21 protein-coding genes are annotated in these 26,810 nt (G+C 50.0%); 12 read left to right on the forward strand and 9 right to left on the reverse strand.

Annotated features, from left to right (window positions below; translation table 11 throughout):
• The first annotated feature begins 223 nt into the window (after positions 1-223).
• Complete coding sequence (locus IEX02_RS19340) at positions 224-1,498, forward strand: DUF2157 domain-containing protein (RefSeq protein ID WP_188699100.1); 1,275 nt, start codon at positions 224-226, stop codon at positions 1,496-1,498.
• Positions 1,495-2,442: a GDYXXLXY domain-containing protein gene (locus IEX02_RS19345; protein ID WP_188699102.1), complete on the forward strand. Its 948-nt coding sequence runs from the start codon at positions 1,495-1,497 to the stop codon at positions 2,440-2,442. Before IEX02_RS19340 ends, IEX02_RS19345 begins: the two co-directional genes overlap by 4 nt.
• A gap of 15 nt (positions 2,443-2,457) precedes the next feature.
• Here IEX02_RS19345 and IEX02_RS19350 read toward each other — a convergent pair whose 3' ends face one another.
• The gene (locus IEX02_RS19350; protein ID WP_188699104.1) at positions 2,458-4,140 is read right to left on the reverse strand and encodes a carbon starvation CstA family protein; all 1,683 of its coding nucleotides are present in this window, start codon (positions 4,138-4,140) and stop codon (positions 2,458-2,460) included.
• Between the two features lie 170 nt (positions 4,141-4,310).
• On the opposite strand from IEX02_RS19350, the gene xthA reads away from it, so the two are divergent.
• From xthA to IEX02_RS19370, 4 genes are all read left to right on the forward strand, one after another.
• The gene (gene xthA / locus IEX02_RS19355; protein WP_188699106.1) at positions 4,311-5,117 is read left to right on the forward strand and encodes an exodeoxyribonuclease III; all 807 of its coding nucleotides are present in this window, start codon (positions 4,311-4,313) and stop codon (positions 5,115-5,117) included.
• Positions 5,118-5,123: 6 nt separating this feature from the next.
• Positions 5,124-5,780, forward strand: coding sequence for an energy-coupling factor ABC transporter permease (locus IEX02_RS19360; protein WP_188699107.1), 657 nt, complete (start codon positions 5,124-5,126; stop codon positions 5,778-5,780).
• 1 nt (position 5,781) lies between these two features.
• Positions 5,782-7,086, forward strand: coding sequence for a hypothetical protein (locus IEX02_RS19365; protein WP_188699220.1), 1,305 nt, complete (start codon positions 5,782-5,784; stop codon positions 7,084-7,086).
• Positions 7,087-7,316: 230 nt separating this feature from the next.
• Complete coding sequence (locus IEX02_RS19370; RefSeq protein ID WP_188699110.1) at positions 7,317-8,558, forward strand: GGDEF domain-containing protein; 1,242 nt, start codon at positions 7,317-7,319, stop codon at positions 8,556-8,558.
• A gap of 1 nt (position 8,559) precedes the next feature.
• Here IEX02_RS19370 and IEX02_RS19375 read toward each other — a convergent pair whose 3' ends face one another.
• The 3 genes from IEX02_RS19375 to IEX02_RS19385 form a co-directional block, all read right to left on the reverse strand.
• The gene (locus IEX02_RS19375; RefSeq protein ID WP_188699112.1) at positions 8,560-9,393 is read right to left on the reverse strand and encodes an alpha/beta hydrolase; all 834 of its coding nucleotides are present in this window, start codon (positions 9,391-9,393) and stop codon (positions 8,560-8,562) included.
• Between the two features lie 153 nt (positions 9,394-9,546).
• Entirely contained in the window at positions 9,547-10,587 is a 1,041-nt protein-coding gene (locus tag IEX02_RS19380) for a serine hydrolase domain-containing protein (RefSeq protein ID WP_188699114.1), read from the reverse strand.
• A 156-nt stretch (positions 10,588-10,743) separates the two neighbouring features.
• Entirely contained in the window at positions 10,744-11,085 is a 342-nt protein-coding gene (locus IEX02_RS19385; RefSeq protein WP_188699116.1) for a 5-carboxymethyl-2-hydroxymuconate Delta-isomerase, read from the reverse strand.
• A gap of 111 nt (positions 11,086-11,196) precedes the next feature.
• Between IEX02_RS19385 and IEX02_RS19390 the strand changes: the two genes are divergently transcribed.
• Positions 11,197-11,799: a Crp/Fnr family transcriptional regulator gene (locus IEX02_RS19390; RefSeq protein WP_188699117.1), complete on the forward strand. Its 603-nt coding sequence runs from the start codon at positions 11,197-11,199 to the stop codon at positions 11,797-11,799.
• Between the two features lie 40 nt (positions 11,800-11,839).
• Here the strand turns inward: IEX02_RS19390 and IEX02_RS19395 are convergent, their stop codons facing one another.
• The 3 genes from IEX02_RS19395 to IEX02_RS19405 all read right to left on the reverse strand — a co-directional run bounded on the left by IEX02_RS19395 (position 11,840) and on the right by IEX02_RS19405 (position 17,096).
• The gene (locus IEX02_RS19395) at positions 11,840-15,118 is read right to left on the reverse strand and encodes an Ig-like domain-containing protein (RefSeq protein WP_188699119.1); all 3,279 of its coding nucleotides are present in this window, start codon (positions 15,116-15,118) and stop codon (positions 11,840-11,842) included.
• A gap of 145 nt (positions 15,119-15,263) precedes the next feature.
• The gene (locus IEX02_RS19400) at positions 15,264-15,890 is read right to left on the reverse strand and encodes a LysE family translocator (RefSeq protein WP_188699121.1); all 627 of its coding nucleotides are present in this window, start codon (positions 15,888-15,890) and stop codon (positions 15,264-15,266) included.
• A gap of 168 nt (positions 15,891-16,058) precedes the next feature.
• Positions 16,059-17,096 (reverse strand): OmpA family protein, encoded by a 1,038-nt coding sequence (locus IEX02_RS19405; RefSeq protein WP_188699123.1) that lies wholly within the window; start codon positions 17,094-17,096, stop codon positions 16,059-16,061.
• A 316-nt stretch (positions 17,097-17,412) separates the two neighbouring features.
• On the opposite strand from IEX02_RS19405, the gene IEX02_RS19410 reads away from it, so the two are divergent.
• From IEX02_RS19410 to IEX02_RS19430, 5 genes are all read left to right on the forward strand, one after another.
• Entirely contained in the window at positions 17,413-18,438 is a 1,026-nt protein-coding gene (locus IEX02_RS19410; protein WP_188699125.1) for a site-2 protease family protein, read from the forward strand.
• 75 nt (positions 18,439-18,513) lie between these two features.
• Positions 18,514-19,737: a DEAD/DEAH box helicase gene (locus IEX02_RS19415; protein ID WP_188699127.1), complete on the forward strand. Its 1,224-nt coding sequence runs from the start codon at positions 18,514-18,516 to the stop codon at positions 19,735-19,737.
• A gap of 126 nt (positions 19,738-19,863) precedes the next feature.
• Positions 19,864-21,420 (forward strand): glycoside hydrolase family 32 protein, encoded by a 1,557-nt coding sequence (locus tag IEX02_RS19420; RefSeq protein WP_188699128.1) that lies wholly within the window; start codon positions 19,864-19,866, stop codon positions 21,418-21,420.
• Between the two features lie 180 nt (positions 21,421-21,600).
• Positions 21,601-23,454 carry a choice-of-anchor I family protein gene (locus tag IEX02_RS19425; protein ID WP_229702301.1) on the forward strand — a complete coding sequence of 618 codons (1,854 nt, stop codon included), beginning with the start codon at positions 21,601-21,603 and terminating at the stop codon, positions 23,452-23,454.
• A gap of 98 nt (positions 23,455-23,552) precedes the next feature.
• Complete coding sequence (locus tag IEX02_RS19430) at positions 23,553-24,065, forward strand: SprT family zinc-dependent metalloprotease (RefSeq protein WP_268237445.1); 513 nt, start codon at positions 23,553-23,555, stop codon at positions 24,063-24,065.
• On the opposite strand, the gene IEX02_RS19435 is transcribed toward IEX02_RS19430, so the two are convergent.
• Both IEX02_RS19435 and IEX02_RS19440 read right to left on the reverse strand, forming a co-directional pair.
• Positions 24,062-25,312: a glycosyltransferase gene (locus tag IEX02_RS19435; RefSeq protein ID WP_229702302.1), complete on the reverse strand. Its 1,251-nt coding sequence runs from the start codon at positions 25,310-25,312 to the stop codon at positions 24,062-24,064. The genes IEX02_RS19430 and IEX02_RS19435 overlap by 4 nt on opposite strands.
• Positions 25,302-26,654, reverse strand: a complete 1,353-nt coding sequence (locus IEX02_RS19440; protein ID WP_188699132.1) for a GGDEF domain-containing protein — start codon at positions 26,652-26,654, stop codon at positions 25,302-25,304. The genes IEX02_RS19435 and IEX02_RS19440 overlap by 11 nt, the downstream gene beginning before the upstream one ends.
• Between the last annotated feature and the right edge of the window lie 156 nt (positions 26,655-26,810).

Below are 26,810 nucleotides of genomic sequence, written 5' to 3' on the forward strand. Positions count from 1 at the left end.
TCTATGGACAAGGTGTTGATCGACGGTTGAGCCAATCAGGTTAGCGCTGCGTCATTAACCTCTCCGGTAGACAGTTGAGTATGCCCGTGACAGTATCTGCGCTGGCGCACTCATGAGTTGTTCAGGCTTGAGGGCAACTCTGGCCGGCATGCCACGGTTTAAACAATCAAGCTGCGCCTGCATAGGATTTGGTTAACGCCATTTAGGCAAAAGGAAGACAATAATGAAAAATGCGCATCTTCGCTGGCTGCAACAACAAGCAGCAGAATGGCGTGGCAAAGGCATTATCTCGGAACAACAACATCAGGCCATACTGGCCCTGTACCCTGAGCCGGCTAACAATAACTGGGGACAGTGGCTTATCTACGCCTTTGCCGCCGTGATATTGGGATTGGGTATTGTGCTGTTTTTTGCCTACAACTGGCAGGATATGCATCGCTACCTTAAATTACTGGTGGTTCTGACTGCCACATGCTCAGTGGCGACCGCAACCTGGTTTTTGCAGCGTAAATCGACCAGCCCGCTGGCCGATGGTTTGGGACTGCTGTGGAGTATGTTATTCGGCGCTGCTATCTGGCTGGTCTCGCAGATTTATCATATGGATGAACACTATCCTAATTTCTTTATGCTGTGGGGGCTGTCCGCCTTGGCCCTGGCGATTATCCTGAAGCACTGGATGCATAGCTTGCTGGCACTGCTATTGTTAGCCGTTTGGGCCGGTGCCGAAATGTGGGAATATAACGCCACCTTACACCCCGCGCTGGCGGCCTTGTTGGCACTTTATGTTTTTTGTTGGCGCAGTCAGCCAGGCTGGCTGTTGTTACTCAGCGCATACACCAGCCTGCTGATGCTGCTATCCGGCCTGTACAATGCCAGCGGGGTGTTTCCCGAGATGGTGGTGCTGGCCACCAGCAGCCTGCTGATTTGCCTGGGGTATGCCAAAGGCACATCGGCCAGCCAATATCAATTGCGGCTGGGTTTGCTGTATCCGGCTTACACTGTGGTGTTGTTGTGGCTGCTGGCCTTTGGCTTTGACGCCAAGCAATTGGGCTGGAGCACTGAAGAAACTCCGGCGCATTGGCTTGGCCTGCTTGCATGTGCCGCCGTTGTATCGGCCTTTGCCACCTTACTTATGCTGCCTGATCAGTGCAAGAACAGCAGATTGGAAAGAAGCGCGCATCTGGTTTTGCTAGCCATAAGCAATGCCCTGGTACTGAGCCTGGCGTACATTCCCAGGTGGCTATCCGGTCAAGTACTGGACATGCTGTTTATTCTGATACTTGTCGCCCACTGTATGTTGTTTATTCGCCAAGGCAATCGCCAGCAACGCGGCCTGATGGTGGGATGCTTTGCCCTGCTCCTGGCTATTGTGGTCTTTGTCCGTTTTATGGACCTGTTTGACAACCTGCTGCTGCGTTCGCTGGCCTTTGTTTTAGTGGGTCTGGGGCTGTTTTTAGTCGGTTGGTACTATCAAAGAAACAAGGATGTAAAGGCATGAACAAAGCACAGATTTGGCTGCCGGTGGTACTGGTCGCACAGTTGTTGATACTGGCTACCATTGTCAGTAAACATGAAAATATCATGGCCAATGGTGAAGTGGTTTACCTAAGAACCATGCCGGTGGATCCCCGTGATATCTTTCGCGGCGACTACGTGGTGCTGGATTATGAGCTAGTACATAGGGCAAAAGGACTGATGCAGGAAAACAACCTGCGCGCCGACAACGTCTATCTCAATCTTCGTACCAATCAGCGTGATGTGGCCAACCTGGTATCGGTTGACAGCACAGCGCCGACACTCGGTTTATTTGTGCGCGGTTTTGCTTCCGCTTTTGACCACAGTTACCTGCCTAAGCTGCAACTGGGTATTGAAAAATACTTTGTCGAACAAGGCGCGGGTAAGGAGCTGGAAGCCATTCGCGGCGAAGCCCAATCCTGGCAAACGCCACTGGAAATGCGGGTAGCCCTGGGCAGTGACGGCACGCCGGTTATTACCGGCCATCGCTTTAGTCCGATTCGCACCCGAACACGCTTTGCTGAGCAGGAAGATGCGCTGGCACAGCCGGACGCGCCCCCTCAACATCTTGAATTTAGTATAGAGAACAGCCGCCTAGCCCCACTGACATTGTTTGATGACCAGGCGCACTGCGGCTTTGCCTTGGTGCACGCTGAAACATTAAGACCCGTAGCGTTGAACCGGAACTGTAGCAAGGCGGTACTGAAAAGAATCGAGTTATTTCCCGGCGACCGCTATCAGGTTGAGATCGATCTGTCGCAACTTCAATGGCAGGCAAAAGGTCAGAGCGATCCCTTGTCATTGGCGGAAGTAGACCGCGCCTGGAATGGCTTTCGACTGGTCTATCAGGGCCAGGTGGATACCCCAACAGCGGATGCGGAACAGATCCTCTCGGCGCGATTTTTCAGACGGGGCGGCGTAGATTAACGCCGCCTTATTCACTTAATCTTGCTTGGCAGCGGCTTCACTGGCCTTGTGTTTAACGATCACAGACCAAGCCTCGAGCATCACCAACACGCTGACAACCAAAACAATCAAGTCCAACCCTACCAGCAGCCAATTGCCCTGCTGGTAGTACTCACCAAGCTTGATCACACCGGCAAAGAACGCCATCACTAACACAAAGCTCATGGGGATCAGAGTATAAATGGCGGGGCGACCGGCTTTTATCAGCATCACCGAAATCACCAGCAAGGTCAGACTGGCCAGGATCTGGTTGGTGGAGCCAAACAATGGCCAGATAATCATGCCGCCACTGCCGGAGGAACCTCCAGCACCAAAGGCCAACAACAAACAGCAACCTACCGCCAACAAAGTAGCAATAATGCCGTTTCTCAGCGCACTGACCTGATAGATCTCACCCCATTCTTGAATAATGTAACGCTGCAAGCGCACACCGGAGTCCATAGTAGTGCCGGCAAACAGCACCACCATTACCGCCAACAAGGTGGAAGAAATTTCCACCGACAGTCCCCAGCCGCTTTGAATAAGATTGGCGCCACCGGTAATAAAGGCATTAACACTCCCCGCCCCTAAGTGGCTGTATACCTCATGCCATTCCTCTGGCGAAGCGGCCAGCATGACGCCGCTTACCGCCACCAGCGTAATCAAGGCCAGGCATCCTTCACCCACGGCGCCCAGATAACCTACAAAGCGGCCATCGGTTTCTTTATCCAGCTGTTTTGAGCTGGTACCGGAAGAGACAATACCGTGAAAGCCCGATACCGCACCACAGGCTATAGTGACAAAGAGCAGCGGTATAATACTGGGCGTATCTACCGCGGTCTGGGTATTAAAGGCCGGTGCGGTAATATCCGGCATAGACACAAATACCGCCCCATATAACAACACCAAGCCCACCAACAGTTGCATACCGTTGATAAAATCCCGTGGTTGCAACAGCATCCACACAGGCAACAACGACGCGATAGCCGCGTAAATAAACAGAATAATGATCCAGTTGGCCTTATCGGTCAGACCAAACATCTCGGTAGGCAGCGCTAATGGCATATCACTGCCCACGGCGATGCTGTAGTACAGCACCCCAACGCCCACCAAACAGAGCGGGATCAACGGCACCTTGCGTTTCAGCAACTGACCAATAATCAGGGCCACCACTATTGCGGCCCAGGCAGGAAACACCGCCTGCGGCTGTGACACAAAGGAATTGGCAATCACCACACCAAAGACCGCGTTGACCATCAGCAGCACCAAAAACACCACCACCATAAAGAGCGAGCGGGTACGCTTGCCAATCACAGATTCGGATAGCGCGCCCATGGATTTGCCCTTATTGCGGGCGCTGGCCCACAGTGCCCCCATATCATGCACCCCGGCAAAAAAGATGGTGCCCAACACCACCCACAACACCGCCGGCACCCAGCCCCAATAAACCGCAATGGCCGGACCAACAATAGGTGCGGCTCCCGCCACTGAGGTAAAATGGTGCCCCCAGAGCACCACTTTATTGGTGGGCACATAGTCCACACCATCTTCCAGCTCATGGGCAGGGGTGATAAATCGGTCGTCCATGCCAAAGATTTTTTCAGCAATAAACTTTGAATAAAACAACCAGCCGAGCAACATGCCGACCAAGCCGAGTAACACGATAGTGACGGATTGCATAGCAAGATTCCTGTGAAAGCCTGTGTTAACCATATCAGGTTAGGCTGAAATGTCTCTGCTGCTTTGGTCATACCTGCTGTTGAGCAACCCGTCGATTTGATGGGTTTTCGGGGTGATGACGCCCTAGGGATTTGCTAACATAAGCCCATTCTTTTCCAAGTGACCATCCCATGAAATTTATCTCTTTTAATATCAATGGACTACGCGCAAGACTTCATCAACTTCAGGCACTCATCGACAAGCATCAACCCGATGTCATCGGCCTGCAGGAAACCAAAGTACATGACGACATGTTTCCACGCGCAGATGTAGAAGCCATGGGCTATCAGGTAAGCTTTTTCGGGCAGAAAGGTCACTATGGTGTGGCGCTGTTAAGTAAGCAACAACCGCTGGACGTGCAATACGGGTTTCCCGGTGATGAACCCGATGCACAACGCCGTATGATCATGGCCACCTACCAAATGGAAGACGGCAGCCAGGTTCGGGTGTTAAACGGTTATTTCCCCCAGGGAGAGAGCCAGGATCATGAAACCAAGTACCCTGCCAAGCGTAAGTTCTATGCGGACTTACAAGACTACCTGACCGGTCATCACAACCCGGAAGAAAAGTTAATTGTCATGGGCGATGTGAATATCTCCCATCAGGATCAGGATATTGGCATAGGTGAACCCAATCGCCTGCGTTGGCTGAAGACCGGCAAATGCAGCTTCCTGCCAGAAGAGCGCGAGTGGCTGAATCATTTATTGGGCTGGGGACTGACCGACAGTTTCCGTAGCTTGCACCCGGAAGTTGCCGACCAATACAGCTGGTTTGACTACCGCTCCAAAGGCTTTGATGACAATCGCGGTCTGCGTATTGACCTGATTCTGGCAACCCCCAGCTTGCATGCGCAATTGGTTGAAGCCGGTATTGATTACGAACTTCGCGGTATTGAAAAGCCGTCTGACCATGCGCCCATCTGGGCCGTTTACCGGTAAGCGCCGGTGTTAGACAATCTAACCTTATTGCAGAGTCTGGCCTGGGTGGGTTACCTGGGCCTGATGCTAAGCCTGTTTAAAAGCGCACCACCACGGCAGTTATTACACGACAAACACAGCCAACATCTGATTTTTGGTTCGGCGGCCTGTTTGTTTGTGCTGTGGCTGTTCAGGGCGGGAATTTATGACGGCCTGAGTGTGCACTTTTTATGGCTGTCTGCGCTTCCACTGGTTCTGGGCCTTAGAAGAGCATTGCTCAGTAGCTTTCTAGCGCTGGCCGGTATCACGCTAGTAGGCAAGGAAAGTTGGAGTATGTTTGGTGTTAACGGCCTGCTTGGGGTCAGTGTACCGCTGGCCGTGGCCTACCTTATTTATAACCTGTCGTTTCATAAGCTGCCGCGACATGTGTTTATCTATATTTTCCTGTGTGCCTTTATACCTGGGGCGCTGCTTATCACCCTGAAGATGTTTCTGATGGGTGGGTATTTCTTCCTCGACGGCATTCACCAATGGGATGTGGTAGTAGATAACTACCTATTGCTAATCCCGCTTATGCTATTCCCGGAAGCCATGCTTAATGGTATGACTATTACCTTGCTTATCATTTATTGCCCGACTTGGGTCTACACCTTTTACGATAAATATTACATCAAGGATAAATGACATGTTGAAATGCCCGCTATTGCTGTGTTCCAGCTTGCTTGCACTCAGTGCCTGCCAACCATCAACCACACAGCAATCGCGGCAACAAAGCTCCCCTCCCAACCAAGAAGCGCAGAGCTTTTATAAACAAAGCGTTGATGTTTTTCCGTACCAACCAGTCGATCTAACAGCGCCTTATATAGACTGCCCACTGACAGTACAAGAGCCATCAGAACAATATCAAACTGCTGCACAAAGCGACTATTCGACACCTGGCTGGGAGCAACGTGTCGCTGCCGACTGGCAGTTCTTTGGCAACAACAATGACAAAGGCCGCTTATTGGTTATTGACCAAAGACTGACAGACGATGGCATGACCTATCGCTATCTGGCCAACGGTAACAGCCAAAACGAACGCTACGAACCCTGGAGTTCATCCAAAGTGATGGCGATCACCGGTGCCATAAGCCAAGCCCGTCAGGCTGGCGTTGGCGCCAACAGTTTGGCCGGCGAAGTGCCCATCGCTGATCTGATCACCAGCATTCACACCTATTTTCCCTTTGGCATGGCCGATGGAAACTCCAATGCTATCGCCTCTTACTTTATCAATGTTAGTGGCCGCGATTATCTGACCGGCTTGTTTCATGATGATTGGCTTAAACTCAGTAACCCGGATATTTACCTGCGGGGCGCTTACGGCAGCGTGCTATTTGATCCCGACAGCGATAACTGGCAGGACAGAGCCACCAAACAGCAGGCAAGTATGCCGCGTCTGACCGACAACCAGCAGGACCCAGGCTATCTGGATTATCGCTGCGATACCTGCGGCCTGACGGGTAATAAACCCATGACCACGCTGGCCCAAGCTGAATGGCTAAAGCGCCTTGCCAATCATATGGCCGAGCCTTCCACCCGTCACCCAGACTTGCAGGAAGAAGATATCCGCACGCTGTTTTACGGTACAGGGCATTCTGATGTTACCCACCAGTATGGCGGCATGTTAATGGGCATTTCTAACCTGGTGGCCGACGCCATCGCCAAACAAATAGACGCTCCTGGAGATAACCGAACCAAGCTAAACCAGATAAGTAGCGGCAAATGGCGTATTTTTCAGAAGCTAGGCTCAGGCCCAAGCGAAACACGCAAACGCGCCGAAATGGTGATGCTGGCCCATGTTTGCCTGCCTGAATATCAGGGAGGACGCGCATTTACCCTGGCCGCACAGGCCAGTGTCGACGGTTATGAGGAATGGCAGGTGAGCGAGGCGGCCATAAAACTGCAGGCGTTGCTGGATAACGGCATGGCCCGCTTGCTAAGCCCCCCATAAAAGCCGGTATTAGGTAAGCTGTGCATCAGTTTATCTATCGCCCAAATACATAGCCGGCAACATCATCTGGCAAGAAGCAGGATGGTCAAGTAAAAGCTTATGCCTTGGGTATAAGGTGAGCCGGTTAGGTATACATAAGGTACTGCGAAGCGGTTAGACTATTTGCGCACTTGCTTTAGAATGGGGCCGCATTATGCCGCTGCGAACCGCAAAGCCATAAGGAGAGCCTGGTGCAGAATCTGCAGTTACTGGCCAAACGCGCCATCCCTGCCCTGATACTGTTGTATATTAGCACCCTGGTGGCACAGAGTGCCCATCCCCTGCTGATCAAATGGTCCAGTCAACTCAGTTACCTGCCGCTGATTGCCCTGGCCATTGCAGGCTTAATCGCCCTGCAGTTTTCCCGCAGTCGCATGGCCTTATTCAGCTTGATGCTGATGCTGCCTTATATGGCGCAGCTCTGGCCTGATATAAGTTGGCTTAAGCACGACTCGCCCCCTTTACCTTTATTGCTAATGGCCAGCATGGTCTGGCTGATATGGGACAAAGACCGTGGCTTTGCCTTACCTAATGCCCTGCTTAGCATTACCCAGGTGGTCATTGCTGCAAGCGCTGTCTATCTTATCTTTCAGCAACTAAATGCCCAGCCTTTGGACTGGCTAACCAGCTTAGTATCCTGGCTGCCACAGCGCTATCTGTCGGCCTACAGCCCGCTGGAAGCAGCCTTGTATGTTACCTTGCTGATTATCGCGCTGATACGGGTTGGCCTCAGGCCGACCAATAACCACTGCGCCCTGTTTGTCAGCCTGTTGCTTCTGCCTATGCTGCAATACCCTGGCAAACAACAACTCCTGATCAGCCAGTTGGCGCTTTTAACCATGGCGGTGTTATTTCTGTTTAGCGTGATCATGGACAGCCATAACATGGCCTTTCGTGACGAGTTGACCGGTATTCCGTCACGTCGCGCCCTGATGCAATATGTGCAAACCCTGGGTAAAAAATACGTGGTGGTGATGGCCGATATTGACCACTTTAAGTCATTCAACGATACCTACGGTCATGATGTGGGCGATCAGGTACTGCGCCTGGTGGCCAGCCGTATGACCAAGGTTACCGGAGGTGGCAAGGCATTTCGTTACGGCGGTGAGGAATTTACTATTATCTTCCCACGTAAAGAGCCGGCAGAAATCAAAGCACATTTAGAAGCCCTGCGCGAAGATATTGCCAATTACAAAATGGTGATACGGGGCCCGGACAGGCCGGCGAAAAAAACCAAACAAACCGCCCAATCACGCACTAAGGCTAAAACTAAGGACAGCACCGCCAAACAAAGCGTGCAGGTGACCTGTAGCTTTGGTGTGGCACCGCGTAGTCAGACCAGCAGTGAGTTTATGGCAGTAATGAAACAGGCCGACCAGGCGTTATATGATGCCAAAAAAGCCGGCCGGAACTGTGTGAAAAGCCGCGCCTGAATCAGGGCGCGGTCTCTGTGGGTGTCATTGAAGCAGAGAGATAACGGGACAAAAACTCGGCCTGTAAACCTATACTCCCGGCCCAGTAAGGCCAGTTATGGCCGCCTGGCTGCTCTATGTAAGTGTGGGCTATCCCCTTATCCAACAAGGCTTGATGCAAGCGCCGGTTGGCGGCCAGGAAAAAGTCCTCAACGCCGCAATCAATAATCAGTGCCAGGTTATGCTGTTTAAAGCCGTCGACTCGATTCACAATAGCGTTTTGCATCCAAACGCCTTGCTGCTCAAGCGGGTTGCCCAACACCTCATTCAGCCCCCATTTGCCCTCAAAGCCCCGAGGGTCAACGCCACCGCTGGTACTGCCGGCGGCAATAAACTCTGTGGGGTAGCTCAATGCAATATGCAAGGCACCAAAGCCGCCCATACTCAATCCTGTGATAGCCCGGCCACTGCGCTGGGCCACTGTGCGAAAATGACTATCCAGATAAGCCGGAATTTCTTCGCCAATATAACGGGTGTAGAGGCTATTGGTTTTAAACTGGCTGTCTACATACCAGCTATTAATATTGCCATCCGGCATCAAAATCAACATCTGATACCTGTCCGCCAGTGCTTCAACCTCTGTGCGCTCAGCCCAGTTCTGATAATTGCCACCATGACCATGCAGCAAATACAACACCGGATAACGCCGCTCGGATTGCTGGTAGCCATCCGGCAAAACTAAGGTGGCCTTTTGGCTGATACCCATACTGGGGCTTTCTATGTCCAGTATCTGAACCTCATAGGCCGACGCCGTAAAACCGGCAAACATCAGCCATGCCGTGATTATCCTTCTCATAGGGAATTCCTGTTAACACATTGTTTTGGGATAAGAATGCCTACCTAGTCAGTAGGCTCTCATCAGATTACTGCAGGTTTCTTGGCGCCATTTTTCTGACCGCAAGAAATAAAGCCGGCCCAGCTTAGCCAGCGAACCGGACAATGCCAAGTACTATTGGCCGATGGAGCGCCCTGCACCGCGGGTTAAATAAGCCAGTAAGGCTTGTCTGGATTTATCATGGTAGTAATAGGCCCGCTGCGTATCCTTGGGATCCCAGGATACGTTTTCCAGTACAATCAGACTGATATTAAAATCGGGATAATAAGCCAGGGTAGAAATAAAACCCGGCACATAACCACTTTGGCTGTATTCACGCACCGGCTGGTCACTGATTTGCACGCCAAACCCATGTCCTAATGTTCCCCAGCGATGCGGTTGCAACGATGATGAAGTGATCATCTGCCGATACGATTGCTTAGATAACAGCTTGCCCCGGTGCAAACAAAGATTCCAGCTCAGCAAATCCATGGCACTGGCCTGCACGCCGGAGCTGGCAATAAAATCATCCGGTATGCCAGTCAAGACAGGTACCAGCTCCCCAGGCTGAAGTTCCATAAAACCTTTGGCCGATTGTGCGGTGGGCTTATCCAGGGCATAGGTGGTGCTGGTTTGCATCCGGCAGCGTTGCAGCACCTCGTCGACCAGCTCTTGATAGGATTTTCCGGTGACGGATTCAAGAATATCGCCTGCCAAGTTATAACCAAGATTCTCATAGGCAAAGACCTCACCTTCCAGCCCTTGGTACCAATCACTGACAAACACGCCATCACTGTGACTGAGTAACTGCCGAATTGGCATTTTTGCCTGCCAGTGAGTTTGATATTCGGGTAACCACTCTTCCACCTCATGACTGAGTGACAAATGCCCGGCATCCACTTCCTGCATAATTAACGCCGCAGTGATCTGTCTGGCAATGGCCCCCACGGTAAAACGTTGGGTTTTATCTATGGGTTCGAACGCGCTATTTTCTGGCCAGTTAGCATGATGGCTAACTAGCAGTTTGTCGCCTTTGGCAACCAAGAGTACGCCACTGAAAGGTCGTGGCGCCGACTCCTCGGTCTCAAACAGTCGATGAATAGACTCCAGTGCCCAGCTAGTAGACGCACAGCCCAACAGCACTGTAGCCAACAGGTGCCCCTTGCATCCTTTCATCCCTCGCTCCTACTTAATCTCTGTAATCTTCCAAGTCATCTCAGTGACATTAAGCGTCGTAACTCAGCACATACTTAAGAAAAAGATCTCAGCAACTGGCAGCAATAAGCTAGGAGAGAGAAAGGTCAGTGTGATGCACACCCGATGTATCAGACACTAGAGTAGACGTTTGGCGTAACTCTCCACATGCATATCCTGCACTTCTGCCGTAATGGAAAGAGGGCTGATACTGAGGTCACTGAGCTTAGCCAGCACGGCGTCGGTCAGCTGTTTTTTTTGCGCATCGGTACGCCCGGCAAGAATACGCAAATTGATATGCACAAAATCCGCCACCTGATCACCCACCATATAATAGTCACAGGCGATGGCACGGCTCTTAATGGCTGAAGGCGTGAACAAACCAGACTCAACCGCTCCCTGATAAACAGCCTGCAGCAGGGTTTCAGGCATGATACGGCTTTCCAACGCCTTGGAATATTCAACAATACAATGTGGCACGCTACGTCTCTGGTCAACAAATTGGAGCCACAACATAAATGCAATGACAGCGTTTAGCAACTGACATAAGCTGTACGGCCGCGGAACAAAAATCAAACAATTGGAAATGCTATGCCGCAATTGGAAAAACTTCGCCATGCTCTTGGACAGCATATACAGCTGGATGATTCAGCCTGGCATGCCGCCGCCGATATGTTCAAAATCAAACCCTGGCAGGCCGGTGAGCATATTTTCCGAGCCGGCGAAGTGCCCAAACGCCTGTATTTTATACTGGAAGGCTTTGGCCGTTACTACTACCTGACACCTCAGGGCAAAGAATGTAATAAGTCTCTGACCCGTCCTGGCAGCCTGTTTGCCAGCATGCATAGTCTGATTGCTAATCAGCCCAGTCCATTTGCTACCCAGGCGCTGACCGACAACTGCACGGCCTGTATCAGCTACCGACAACTGACCCACCTGGCCGATCACTACAGCGCCTGGAATCTGCTCACCCGTATGTTGCTGGAAGGACTGGCGATTAAAAAAGAACGTCGCGAAGCCAGCTTTCTTATGCAGGATGCCCAGCAGCGTTATCAAGGATTTTTACGTGAATACGGCAGCGATGCCCAGCATTTCCCGCTTTACCAGGTCGCTCGGTACTTAGGTATTACCGATGTGGCACTGTCTCGTATTCGCGCCCGCATGGGCTTAACCGAGGTTAAGGAAAGCGCCTGAGGCCAGCTCACCTTACCTCGGTAAAATCAACCGCTCAGTATTAACTGTTGCCCGTGCCGATATAGCACTTTGTCACCCACCTCCGTTGATGCAGATAACTAAGCCACAGTAGCGCCAATAAAAGCCACGACAAGGTACCACCACCCGATGAGTCTGAGGAGGTGGCAGGCGGCGGTGTACTGGCTTTAGCGACTGAGATCTGCACCTCGCTTTGTGCGGTGTTGCCATTGCTATCACTTACCTGGTAGGTAAATTTATCCGTTCCACTAAATCCAGTATTGGGCGTGTAGCTATAACTGCCGTTTGCATTCAGGGTCAAAGCGCCGTTGCTGGTTGTTTGCAGCACCGCATAGATCAAGGTGTCCCCGTCAATATCCTGATTGGCTAATTGCCCTTTATGGGTAGTTCCTGCTTTTGCACTAACGCTTTGTGCTTGTGGTCTGGGTGGATCATCAACGGCTTGTACAACAAAGGTGAGCGTTTCTGTCTTACTGGCACCAAGTTTATCAGTAAGCACCAGTGTTGCCTGGGTTTCACCGTAAAAATCGGCGCTGGGTGTAAACTGTATTCTGTGTTCGCCAAGAAGCTCCAGGAGCCCTTGCAGACCAGACACATCTCCCAATAGTAGTGTTACCTCTGAACCATCGTCATTACTGACATCCAGTGTAAATGTTTTAGCAGTATCTTCGTCGAGCGTAAATTGGGTAATTCCAAGACTGGGCGCCAGATTCTCAGCCTTGACCTCAATTGACACCCTTCCCTGGCTCTTTGCACCTTTGTCATCAAGAGCTTCAACATCAAAGTAATCTGCGCCAACAAAGTCATTGTTTGGCGTGTACTCAAACGCGCCTTCCGAACTTATCGTTACCTGACCATATTGAGGGGCTTTAAACAAACTAAAACTCACTGTGTCTTGCTCTGCATCGGATGCCATAAGCTGTCCTGTCAGCGTCGAGTTCTTCACTGTCACTCCTGTCATCGATGACATCACAGGCGCGTCATTGACCGGCAAAACGTCAACAGTTAACTGGTACTCATGGAAATTACCATGCTCATCAGACAGCTTAATAGACATGATATCCGTGCCAAAAAAGTCCACATTAGGTGTATAGCTGAGTGATTTTTGCTCTGGTAAGAACTCCAAGCTTCCTGAATTAGGTTCAACAAGAACCTCAACATCAATACTATCCCCTTCCCTGTCAGCTCTTTCTAAATCCCAATTAAATTGGTTATCTTCTTCTACAGATATTTGGAAATCATTCAATTCAGGGGAAAAATTTAGCTCCCAAGCAGATACAAATTTATTATTTCCCAGTAAAACTTTATTTTCACTTCCAGATATTTTGTCGTAATAATACAGATTAATATCATCGACGACTTGCTTATGACTCCAGTCGAGATCACCATTATCTTTAACTTTATAGACATCCAAATATGCTATACAATCTTTCTTAATATTAAATAAAAAAAGATACTCACCCAACATAAAAGGCTGGTGACTCACCCCACCATCAAACCTTGCCACCTCATCGTATCCAAAAACCTCATTTATTCTATATATAGATAAATTAGAATTATGACACCCATCTTCTTGCTCTTCCTTTTCTCTTTCAGAAATAAAGTATCGCCCTTTAGAAAGCCATGCATTTCCAGCTTCACGATTAGGGTTAGTCAGCTTAACATTAAAAGAATCACCAACTTTCACAAGAGAACTTTTCAAATCATCAAGCTTATAAAGGAAAAAGGACTCCCCCCCAGGATTATCAGCAGCGAAATAAACATCTCCATCAAACATAAACTCCACATGTCTAAATCTAGAGAACTCCCCCTTAGTAGAATCGTCCACTTCTATAACAACAGGAGGTTCATAAAGAGAGTCATCCGACTCGATATTTAATCCAAATAATTTATAGCCAGCGTCACTTGAATTATAACAATAAACATAAAATCTCTCATTGTGCACAAAAAATCTAGGAGTGTATGCCCACCCAAATTGATAACAAGATGGGATTCCAGAAATCAATTTTTTAAGTGAATAGTCTTTATTTATAGAATAATAGCTTAGATTATGAAATCCGAGCGAAATAAGTCGATCATTATAAATTTTCACATTAGGGTTGTTTTGATCTAAAAGTGTAGTATCAAAATATTTAACAGCTCCCCCTTTTTTAAACATATCAACTACGTGGATCGTGTTGTTTTTTAGCACATACTGCCTATCTCCAACAAAGGCGGCATTTATTATACTACCGCTTTGGTTAAAGAAACGTTTAACACTACCAATTTCAAGCCCATTCATGGTGACTTCGAATATACCAAAATCTTCAGATGCAGATAGTAGCTTCCCGCCCTTAAATTCTACCCGCATGGGAGAACTGAAAGGTGCATCAATGCCCGAAATATTATTAGTAGACACCCATTCAATTCTATCTAAACTATCTATACTAAAAACACTGACATAGTCCTTTACCAAGTAAAAAAACTGGTCGCCAACCGCCAAGTTACCTTCATGCAGTGCATGATCTCTTAATCGGTCCAAAACTATCAGCTCTTCATTCTCCACTTTTACTAAAACCAACTCACCGTCATTCCTGCTAAATAAAACAAGAGTATTTTCAGTCAAATATCTAACCTGGTTGAAATTTCCGTCAAAGTAAACACCATAATTAAGTCGATCATAAAAATCATCTTCATTCATATCATAAGGAATAAATATTTCTCTTAAAAGGTAACTTGACAATTTGGAACTATATTCAAGCTTAGAATAATGGATGCCGTTTTCACCCTCTATGGTAGAACAACCATCTAAGCTTGCATTATCTACTTCATATTTTTTAGAGATTGAGACACTAAACTCTTCATTTAGATACTTAATAGAATATACCTGAAACGTCTCGTCTTTAATTCCCATTAAATAGAACCCGTCATCTCTTACCGTGAAGCATGCTTCTGATACAAGACCTGTATAAAATTCGTATATCTGCGCTAAACCACCTTCGTCTGAGATAGAGTATATTTGCAACATTTGAAAACTAGAGACAAGCAACATATTATTAAATGCCTCTATATTCATTGCTCCGCGCTGGATATTCTTTTTCCCAATAAGCGAAGAATCAACATCAAGAGTTCTATCAAATATATCAATCTGAGTTGATGCAGCAGCAAACACAAAGTCACCAATACTCACAGCCTTGCTATAGGTGCTAGATCCCCATTGACTCTTCTCAATCAAAGACAAGGGTTGTGTAAAAGCTGCAAATGACGATAAATAGATAAGCAGGCCCAGCGCCAGGCCTGAAAAAGATAGGCGTGTTAACATCCCTGTACTCCCTTGGAAGGTGTAGATTTATTTTTATACAGAGAGGTTATATAACTTCCCGCCCTTAATGTGAACAGGAAGTTATAAATATAAAAAGGAATAGCCATAAGCTCCGCACAACGTGCAGGGCATTCGTCAAGCGCAACTAGCGCTGCTTCATCGCCGCCACGGCCAGGCCAGAGCCTATAAAGGTCACCCCTGCCCCGATATTCAGGCCATTTACCACTTTTGGGCGAGCCTGTAACCAATGACTAAGCCGGGCCGCAAAGATGCCCATTAAGGCGAAACCAAATGCCGTCAGCAAAGCAAACCAGGCACCATAAACCAGCATTTGCGTTGTTACCGAGCCCAATTCGGGGTTTACAAACTGCGGTACAAAGGCCAGTACAAACATACCGGGTTTAGGATTCAGCGCGGCGGATAAAAATCCGGTACTGAAGATGGTGGTCAGTGACTGCTTTTTTACCGGCTCTAAGGTAAACAGGCTGCGTGAGCGAAGCACCTTGATGCCAAGCCAAATCAGATAAGCCGCCCCTATAATCTTCACCGCGTAAAACGCCAGCGCCGAGGTTTTAATCAGCAGGGTCAAACCAAAGGTGGCAGCCAATACATGAAAAAGGATCCCGGTGCCAGATGACAAACCGGAAAAAATAGCCGCTAATTTTCCCTGGCTTAGGCCACGGCCAATAGCCAGCAGATTATCTGGGCCAGGGGAAAGTACCAGTAAAATACAAGCCAGGCTGTAGGTCAGCCATACATCCATGGGAAACATGATTACGCTCCTTGTAAGGTGATTAACTAAGCTACATGGTAATTGCCACGCTTTGTCACCACCAGCGATAGATGATCTATTATCGCAATGCTCGCTCACACTGGCGTACCAGGCATAAAAAAGGCGCCATGGGCGCCTTCTGTTATAACTTAGCCTTAAAGCATCAACTTAGCGCTCAAGTTTCACTTTTTTAGTGGTGCTGACTTGCGCGTGGATACGGCGGTTAGCTTTGTGCGCCGCGTCGTTGTCTGCACTATCCAGAGGACGGCTTTCACCATAGCCAACGGTCTGAATACGATCAGCCTCGATACCATATTGCTCAACCAGCAAACGTTTCACCGCCTTGGCTCGACGCTCAGAAAGCGTCTGGTTATAGGCTTCAGTCCCCACCAAAGAAGTATGGCCTTCAATGGTCACGCGGGTATCAGTGTACTGTTGCATAAAGTCGGCAAAGTTCTTCACCTGCTGCGACTGGGGGTTGGCAATCTTGTAGCTGTCGTGAGCAAACAGCATATCCAGCGCGCTGAATACGGTTTTTTCATCAAACAAGGTACAACCAAAGGCATCAACACGGTCGGTGCTGGGTGTATTGGCACAGCGATCCTGACTGTCGCCCACACCATCGCCATCGCTATCCACCTCAGCCACCGCCTGAGCAGCAGGATTCGCGCCGCTGTTGCTGCCGCTGCTATTGCCACCGAAGGTGTAAGCCAGACCCAGCTTTACCCCAAAATCAGTAAAATTCTGGCCAAAATCATAATAAGCAGCCGCTTCGGTAACCAGTTTCCAGTCCTGGCTTAAATCCCAGTGACGGCCCAGACCGAAGTTCACCAAACGGTAATTTTCACCCAGGTTCTGGTGTTTAAAACCGGCAAACAGGTAGGTTTGCTTTTTATCAAAATAATGCAGCGCATCAATACCAAAACGCTCACCATCGCGATCATTCAAACCAGATTCTGAGTCAAAGTTCAGGCGAGACCATTCTAAACGGGCTCCCCACTCAGGGGTAAAACGAAAACCCAGCTCAGCCCCCAGGCCAGATGCATCTTCAAAGCTATCCAATGAATTAGGTTTGTCGTTATCAACCTTATAGTATTCGCCGAAACCGGCAACCCAAGCACCGTATTGCGGGGCTTCCTGAGCAAGTAAACTGGAAGCAGGTAGCAGACTGAGCAAGGCAGCCTTAGCAATAGCGTTCAACTTCATGATGATCCCTTAGCAGCGTGTAAATGTGTTGAAATAGCAATTCATCATGCCAGTTTTCGCCTTTGTTATTGTTGTTTTGGTGAAAAAACCGACATACCGAAAAATTCGGCGCAGAATTATATCAAAGCTTTCAGTGTTAAGGGAAATAATTACAAATCAATAAGTTGTATTTAACGCCTGTCACGGTAGATAGCCGATTTAACAAGGTGAAAAGGCGACAAATTGAGCGACAGAGTAAAAATAGAACAACGGTTTCAGGCTTTTCCAATCAAATGAACTTGGCTACCATAGCGCGCCTTCAGCCTGAGACAATAAGATGCAACTACTTCACGCCACTTTGTATGACCAACCTTTAAGTCTGGACATTCACAACAATCAGCAATGTCTGCACTATGGGGGGGAAGTAGTGAGCACACAGGCCCACAACGAACAAACCTGCCATCATTTTGTGACCGCAACCGGGGTGAGCGTGACACTCGAGCTGACTATGCTGCCGGGGACGCAAAAAATGCGCTATCAGCTCAGTCTGGATAGCGAGCAGGTGCAAAGCGAAGAATTCCTATTACCCAGTGAACCTGCCAGCAAAGGGACCATTGGTCTGCTGGCGCTGGGATTTAAACTATTTAAAAGCGCCAAAGTAGTGAAGGCAGCCTTGGCTGCTGCGTCTGTTGCGGGCTACAGCTGGCTATTCAGTGTTGAATTTGCGCTGGTATTAGTGGCCTGTCTGGTGGTCCACGAGTACGGGCATGTCAGGGCCATGCAATATTTCGGTATCAAAACCAAAGGCATTTATCTGATTCCTTTTGTGGGCGGGCTGGCGCTCTCTGACGATAAACTTACCACCCGTTGGCAGGATGTAGTGATTTCCATCATGGGGCCGGTGTTTGGTTTGCTGATGTCATTAGCTTGCCTGTTGCTTTATGCCCTGACCGGCCATGAACTCTTTGCCGGTGCAGCCGTGATAGGCTCGCTGTTAAATCTGTTTAACCTGCTACCCATCCTGCCCTTAGACGGTGGCCATGTGATCAAGAGCATCAGCTTTTCCATGCGTTCCTGGCTAGGCCTAAGTGTCTGTATTGCGGGTATGGCGCTGGGGCTGGGTATTGCCTGGGTTTTCGGGCTGGCCTTGCTGGTTTTCTTTATCTTCTTCGGTGCTATCGAGATCTTGCTCGAATGGCGTACCCGGCACCAGTCTGTTTTAGTGCCACTGGATAATTATGGCCGGATATTTTCCGCCGTCTGGTACATACTGACACTGGTAGGCCACGTTGGCGTAATCTATGCCTTTGCCGATGCAGAGCATCCTATATTACAGTTGCCTATGCAGATCCTGGCAAATTAGCGCCACTGAAAAGTCACCACCACAGCGCTCCAACTTTGAATTTGGTGCACCAACACCAAAAGGCAGTAAACATCCATGACATTTGAAGCATTAGGCCTGGCCCCTACTCTGCAAACCAGACTGACAGAGCTTGGCTACCACACCCCCACCGAGATTCAGACACTGGCCATCCCTGTTGTACTGGCTGGCCAGGATCTGCTGGCGTCAGCCCAGACAGGCACAGGCAAAACGGCAAGCTATGCGCTACCGGTTATTCAGCGTTTGCTATCAAGCCCTGCGGTGCGTGCTAATCAGGCTAAAGCCCTTATTCTGGTGCCGACCCGTGAGTTAGCCGTTCAGGTAGCGGACAGTCTTAAATCTTATGCCACTCATAGTCGTCTGCGAGTGCAGGCGGTGTTTGGCGGGGTGAAGATAAACCCGCAAATGCAGGCACTGCGCTCGGGCTGCGATATTTTGGTGGCCACGCCAGGACGCTTGCTGGATCTGTTCCGTTCTAATGCCATTGGCTTTAAACAATTACAGATTCTGGTGCTGGATGAAGCCGATCGTATGCTGGATCTGGGCTTTTTACCTGAGGTAAAAAGTGTACTGCGCTTGCTGCCAGGTAAACGCCAGAGCTTAATGCTGTCAGCCACCTTCTCCGACGACATACGCCAACTGGCATCCAGTTTGTTAAGCGCGCCGCAGGAAGTATCTGTGCATCCCGCCAATAGCACGGCAACAGAGGTAGAACAGTGGCTTATCCCAGTAGATAAAGCGCGTAAAAATGCTTTGTTAATTGCACAAATTAGGCAGCATAACTGGCAGCAGGTGCTGGTTTTTTGTCGCACCAAGCAAGGAGCGGATCGCCTGGTTAAAAGCCTCACCGCTCAGCAAATCTCCGCTGCGGCCATTCACGGTGACAAAAGTCAGGGCGCCCGTCTTCGGGCATTAAACGATTTTCATCAGGGTAAGGTGCAGATTTTAGCCGCGACCGATTTAGCCGCGCGGGGGCTGGATATCAAACAATTGCCCGTGGTGGTCAATCTCGATCTGCCACATATCACCCAGGATTATGTTCACCGTATTGGCCGTACAGGCCGCGCCGGGGTAGCGGGCCAGGCAGTTTCCTTGGTTTGCGCTGAAGAGTTTGGCGAATTAAGCGCCATCGAGCGATTGATTGGTCAGTTGCTGCCGCGTCAAGCTGTTCCCGGCTTTGAGCCTAAACAGCCCTTACCTGAATCCAAACTGGACTTACGCCCCCTTAAACCGAAGAAACCCAAGAAGCCGAAAAAACCTAAAGTCCCCAAACAAGCGTAAAAAAATAGCAGTACCTTGTATCTTAGCCGGGCAATGAATTCGTATTCATTGCCCAAAATCTAGACAATTACCACACTCTGCTCGATATTGGCATGCAGTACAGCCGACGTAAACGCAGGGGCACAGGTGAAACTAAGATACGGCATCATCACTTCCATGGTCTGGCTACTCAGCCTCACAGGCCAAGCGCAAGAACTGGCAGCAGGACACTACCAAGAGCCCTATCGCCCCCAGTGGCACTTTTCTCCCCCATCAGGCTGGATGAATGATCCCAATGGTCTGGTGTATCACCAGGGAGAATACCACCTGTTTTACCAATTCTATCCCAACGATACCCGTTGGGGGCCTATGCATTGGGGACATGCCATCAGTCGCGACTTAGTGCACTGGGAACATCAACCTGTGGCCCTGACACCTGACGACAAAGGCTATATTTTTTCCGGCAGCATTGTGGCAGATACCCACAATACCAGCGGCTTGGGCAAGGACGGCGCTATCCCTTTGGTTGCGCTTTTTACCTATCATGATCCTAACGCCGCCGCGAAGAATACCCGCAATCATGAGTCACAAGGGCTGGCATTCAGTCTGGACAACGGCCGCAGCTGGCAAAAGTATGCCGACAACCCGGTCATACCCAACCCCGGCGACACCCAGGATTTTCGCGACCCCAAGGTATTCTGGCACGCCCCAAGTCAGCATTGGATAATGGGCTTGTCGGTAACCGACCACGTGCAGTTCTGGCGTTCCAAAAATCTGATTGATTGGCAATACCAAAGCAGTTTTGGCAAAGGATTGGGCGCCCACGGCGGAGTTTGGGAGTGTCCTGATTTACTGCCCTTCACCCTGCCGGGCTCCAACCAGACCCATTGGGCCCTGCTGCTTAATTTAAACCCCGGCGGTCCGCAAGGTGGTTCAGGGATCCAGTATTTTGTCGGCGATTTTGACGGTAAAACCTTCACCCTGGACCCGGAATTTGCCAACACCTTGCAGCATAAGGAGGCCGTCTGGCTTGACCATGGTGCAGATAACTATGCTGGCGTCACATGGTCGGGGGTGAAAGACGGACGCACTTTGTTTATTGGTTGGATGAGTAACTGGCTGTACGGACAAGAACTGCCCACTCACCCCTGGCGAAGCAGCATGACCATGCCAAGAACATTGGAAATGATACGCACAGCCGAAGGACTGAGACTAAAATCACAGCCGGTTGCGGAACTGGAAACCCTGCGCCAGCCCTTAGCCTTCACCGAGCGGACAGAGGCTGACCGCCTGACCTTGCAAAGTAACGCCGATATCATGCAATCCGAATGGTTATTTGAGTTCCGGCTAGCAGACCAGGCGCCAGCCCTAGCACTGACGTTCAGCAATGAATCGGGGGAAAAACTGCAACTGGGGATGGATGACGGACAGTTTTATATTGACCGCTCCCAAGCCGGGCGCTCGGATTTTTCTGACACCTTTGCCGCCAGGCACCTGGCACCACTCACGCTGTCAGATAAGTCGTTGTCGCTGAGATTATTTCTAGACCAAAGCGCCGTGGAGGTATTTGTTAACGATGGACAACTGAGTATGACCGAGCGCGTCTTCCCTACCCGTCCTTACACTGCCGTGCATATTTCAGGCAACGCCACGCTAATCCGCAAGCAAGGTTATAAGTTAACGAGCATTTGGCCACATAAATGAACTAAGCGCTTGGCACCCGGTCCTTGCTGGGCGTTTTTGCTCGCAGGCGGAGTAAACTCCGCCCATCACACCTGAATGACGCCATCCCAGGCGTCATATTTTGGCAATATAACTGTCATCCTACGGTCATTTCATCACGGTTAGATTTTGTTCTCTAAAAACAACAGCATGAGAACAGTAATGAACCTTAAACACAGCTTACTTACCTTAGCCTTATTGTCGGTATTGGCCGGCTGTTCACTGGATGGCGAGGATGGCAACCAAGGGCCGGCTGGTACACCAGGCCAGGACGGCGCGCCAGGGCAGGATGGCAACGCGGGTAAAGATTTACCCCGGGATCTGAATATTGAGGTTGTCGGTCGTTTCAATACCGGTATTTACGGCAAGTCCGCTGCTGAAATAGTACAGTTTCATGCGGCCTCCAAGGCCGCTTTTGCCATTAATGCCGCCGATAATCAGATTGAAGTGATATCCCTGGCAAGTCTGCCTACCGCGGCGGTTGGCAGCCCGGTTACCGACAACAGTCTATCCTCTACGGCTTTTACCTTCCCGGATAGCGTATCGGTAAAAAATACCACTGGCACTGCAGTCAGTCTGCCACTGGGCGAAGCTAACTCCATTGCCATTTACAACGACTTACTGGCCATTGCGGTGGCGGGCAAAGAGAAAACGGCCACCGGCGCTGTCTTGTTTTACAGCCTGGATGGCACCGGTCAGGGCAGCTTTATCAAAGCGGTCGCAGCCGGTGCGCTACCGGATATGCTTACTTTCACGCCGGATGGCAGCAAGGTACTGGTAGCCAATGAGGGCGAACCGGATACGAATTACAATCTTGATCCAGAAGGCTCCATCAGCGTTATCAGCTTGACTGAAGGCATACCCGCGGATTTGGCGGATGACATTAACCTCAGCACAGATATGATTTTCAGCTCAGACCTGTTAAGCGCTGCCGATTACGATACCGATGCCAAACGCCGCAGCTTACTAAAAGCCAGTGGCGTAAAGTTGGCAGCTCCCACTGGCACCACAGTGGCGCAGGACCTGGAGCCAGAATACATTGCCGTGGCGGCTGACAGCAAAACCGCCTATGTGTCGCTGCAAGAAGCCAATGCCATTGGCATCCTGAATCTGGATGAAATGACCATTGAGGTCAAAGCGCTGGGGCTGAAAGATTGGGGCCGGTTCGGTATAGACTTCAGCAACGAAGATGAAGTGGCGTCCTTCAGAACACTCCCCAATGTTTACGGTATGTTCCAACCGGACAGTATCGCCACTTATAGCTGGAACGGCGCCACCTTTATCCTGTCAGCCAACGAAGGCGACGCAAGGGACTGGGATGCCTATTCAGAAGACATCAGGGTGAAAGACATTGTAGACCCGGATGAATTCAACCTGACGCTATCCACCACGTTACAGGCGCTGTATGATGAAACAGGCGGAAAAGACGGCCTGGGACGCTTGAAAGTGACCTCGGCACTGCTGGATCCGGATAACGATGGCGTAGTGGAAAAGCTCCATGCTTATGGCGCCCGCTCTTTCTCAATCTGGGATCAAAACATCAACCAGGTGTTTGATTCCGGCGACGATTTCGGTCGCATCGGCGCCGCCGTGCTGGGCAACAACTTCAACAGTGCGCATACCGAAAGCAAAGGCGATAACCGCTCGGACGATAAAGGCGGCGAGCCAGAGGCCATTGATGTGGGTGAGATTGCTGGTCGCGTGTACGCCTTTATTGGCCAGGAGCGTTCCGGCGACTTGTTTGTTTACGATGTCACTAACCCTTTTCAGGCAGCCTTTGTTGCCCATTACAATAACCGCAACTTTAATGTCGACTTTGAACTGGATGACGACCTGGATAATCCCTGTGATGAAAACGAAGGGATGGACTGTAGCCAAGTTCCTGAGGCCGGCGATCTGGGGCCGGAAAGCATCAAGTTTATCAGTGCCGAACACAGCCCCAATGGCAATGCCCTGCTGCTGATCGGTAATGAAGTCAGTGGTTCGGTAACGGTTTACCAGATCACTGAAAAATAACCCCGCACAGACCAACAGCCAAACAAGCTGTTGGTCTTCCTACCTGCCGCTTTGATACACTTGGGTTTCGAATTTCATGGCTTGGGGTTTTCATTCGCTTGGACAACGAGGTTAAATTACAGGCACAGATGCGGTTGCAGCATTGTCACCAACTTGCCGAACAACAATTGCAAAGGCGTTTTCCCCTTCCTTCCCTTAGCTTCGATCAACGTGGACGCATTGCCGGCAGCGCTCGCTTGCAAGCCAATCATATTCGTTTAAATGCAGTACTCTTAGCGGACAATGCAGAGGAATTTATGCGAGAAGTGATCCCCCATGAATTCTGCCATTTGCTGGTGTGGCAGTTGTATGGGCGCGGCTCATTGTTCAAGCGGATTCAACCTCATGGAACGCAGTGGAAGGGACTGATGAAGTCTTTGTTTAACCTCAATGGCACGTCGACTCACCGTATGGATATCAGCAAGGTGGCAGGCCAGCAGTTTCCCTATCATTGTCAGTGCGGGCCGGTTCATCTGTCGATTCGACGCCACAACCGCATGCAAAAAGGTGTGATCTATCATTGTCGACGCTGCCAACAAGCCCTTGTCCCGCAATTACCGGCTCAGAACTAAGACTGCAAGGCCTTGAGGCGATTCTTTGCTTCGATCCACTGCGCCATATATTGGGTGCTTTTAAGACTATGGTGACGCAGCATACTGCCAAAGAAATTAGCCTGGCGACATGTGGCTAAATTATCACTAACCTGTGCGATACAAGCTAATAACCGGGGGCCATGTTCGGCTTTAGAAAAGCGCGCTGGCAACAATTGCCCGGCGCATTCGCTTAGTGCCTGCCACTGGTTTTTATGTTGATACAATCCCACGGCCTGCGCAGCAAATGCCTGGGCGTCATCGGCCACCAACAAACCGGGTGGCAGCTCAGCATACATACCTTCGGCCCCGATACTGCTGGTTACCGCCGGGGTTTGGCATAGTGCAGCATCTATCAGTTTGCCCTTTAACCCGGCACCAAATCGCAGCGGCGCCAGCATGACTCTGGCCTGCCCGACCACGCTCAATGCATCTGTTGCCCAGCCTTTAACCAAAAAGCCTTGTTTTGGATTATGCAGCGCGGTGGCTTTGGGCGGTGGATAGGCCCCATACACATGCAACTCAGCATGAGGCAGCTGTTGGCGGATCAGCGGCCAAATACTTTCTTTCAGATAAAGTACCGCGTCCCAGTTCGGGGCATGGCGGAAATTGCCAATACTGATAAAGTGGCCACGCTGTTCGTATGCCAGTGTCTGTGAAGCGGACACCTGCCCTTGCATAAAAGGACAATAGTGCAAAATTTCCGCCGGAATATTAAAAACGTCTCGCAAGAGCGCCCATTCAAACTCGGAGATAACCAGGGTGATATCGCAGCGCAAAATAGCAGCGATTTCACGCTTAGCCAACTCATTGTACAAATGTGTGTTGCTGAGTCGCTCGCCTTGTTTTAGCGCCAGATGCCTGGCATGGCGTAAAAAATGCAGGTCTTCAGAGTCAAGAATACGCAGAGCATTGGGACAATGTTGTTCTACCCGCCAGCCGAATTGTTCTTCCATCATAAAGCGGTCGAACATCACCACATCGGGTTGCAGGTGACGAATATAGTCATCAAACGAGGCGCAATTAAGACTCAGTGTAACGGCTTCCACTCCGAGCCCGGCTAAATCTACAGCATGTTGGCTACTTTCAGCCGCAGAGCCATATACTATTTGATACCCGGCCGAGCGAAACACCGACAAAAGTTGCAACATACGGCTGCCCGCAGCAGAAGAATTCGGCTCCGGCCATACATAACCAATCACCAACAGGGTTTTATCATTACTCGGCAACGTCCATCTCCAGTCTGTTTCGCCCATGATGTTTGGCCCGATACAAGAGTGTATCAACCTTTTGCAGTAGTATCTCTACGGGCGCACCATCGGCTTGCATGGCACCAATGCTCAGGGTAATCAGGTAAGTCCTGCCGTTCACCTGAATTCCCTCTTGTTCGAGGCTGCTGCGCAACCGCTCCAGTGCTTGTCTTGCTTGATTCAGGCTAACGTTTGGCATCAACAAGGCGAACTCCTCCCCGCCAATACGAGCCAGCACATCAATCTGCCGTAACTGCTTAACCATCAAATCGGCCAACCCTTTCAGCACCCTGTCACCGATAAGGTGGCCGTGTTGATCATTAACTTTTTTAAACCAATCCACATCCATCAAGGCAACCACGTAAGGGGCTTTGGTGCGTTCACTACGTAAACGCTCCTCGTCCAAACGTCGCAAAAAATGCACGCGATTGTACAAGCCAGTCAGATCGTCATGAATCGCCTTCTCTCGCCAAAATGCCTGAATGCGAATAGCTTCATTCAGCTCTTGCTGATGCAGCATAATCGCCAGCGATACCACGGCAATACAAAAAACAAAGGACATCAACATCACTACGCCGGTGTCATAGTCGGCTAACGCGAAGGGGCCTAAATCCTGTGACGCCATCATAAGCAACGCCATCACGCAAAGCAGTAGAGCAAATCCAAGATGATAAGGGCGACCACGCAAGGCAACAAAAGTCAGGAGCGGAAAACAGAGGTATAAAGCGCCGGGTAACAAGTGAAAGGCCGCCACCACCGACAGCAGCGCAAAGAGCATGGTCAATACCACAAACTTAGGCCAGGTCAACTGTGAGAGTACCAAGCCACGTAAACTTAGATACAGTGGATAAATCAACAAGATGCCCAGGCTGTCGGCCAGAAACAAGGCTTGAAAGTAGTAGTTCCATTGTTCGAGGCTGATATAGCCCCCCCACCAAAGATTGCTACACAGTAAAAGTGACGATAACCCCATTGGCAGTAGGCAAGCCCAAAACAGCAAGGACACCGTATCCCAGCTTTTACACAGGCCCTGTGGTAAATGTCGTTGTACTAAGAGCGCAGCCAAGCCCGATGCGAGGGTATCAATAGTGGCCGCCACCACAGTATGCAGCACTCCCGCATCCAAGCCGGAGGCTGTCATGGATGGATAATTTGCTGCCAGGCTGGCGATAAACACCAAAGGACCTGCCGTAAGGCCGATTTGCATAAACATAATCAGCCCGATACCGGCCGGCAGCCACAGCAAAGTGATATTGCCGGGAGGCAGGGACAAAATGGTCATGCCCAGCAACGCGGTCAAGTAGTAGCAGAGGGTTGCCAAAGACAACCATATAAGTCGGGGAAACTTCAGAGTACCACCTATCAAAACAAAAAGAATTCGGCGGACAAGCCCTTCCCTGATACCTGGCGACAACTTAAGTGTAATGGCTCCTGGGCGCCGCCGCCAATATCTAGGACCAGGTAAAGAGAAAAAACA

The organism is Bowmanella pacifica, from assembly GCF_014645355.1.
GTDB classification, from domain to species: Bacteria; Pseudomonadota; Gammaproteobacteria; order Enterobacterales; family Alteromonadaceae; genus Bowmanella; species Bowmanella pacifica.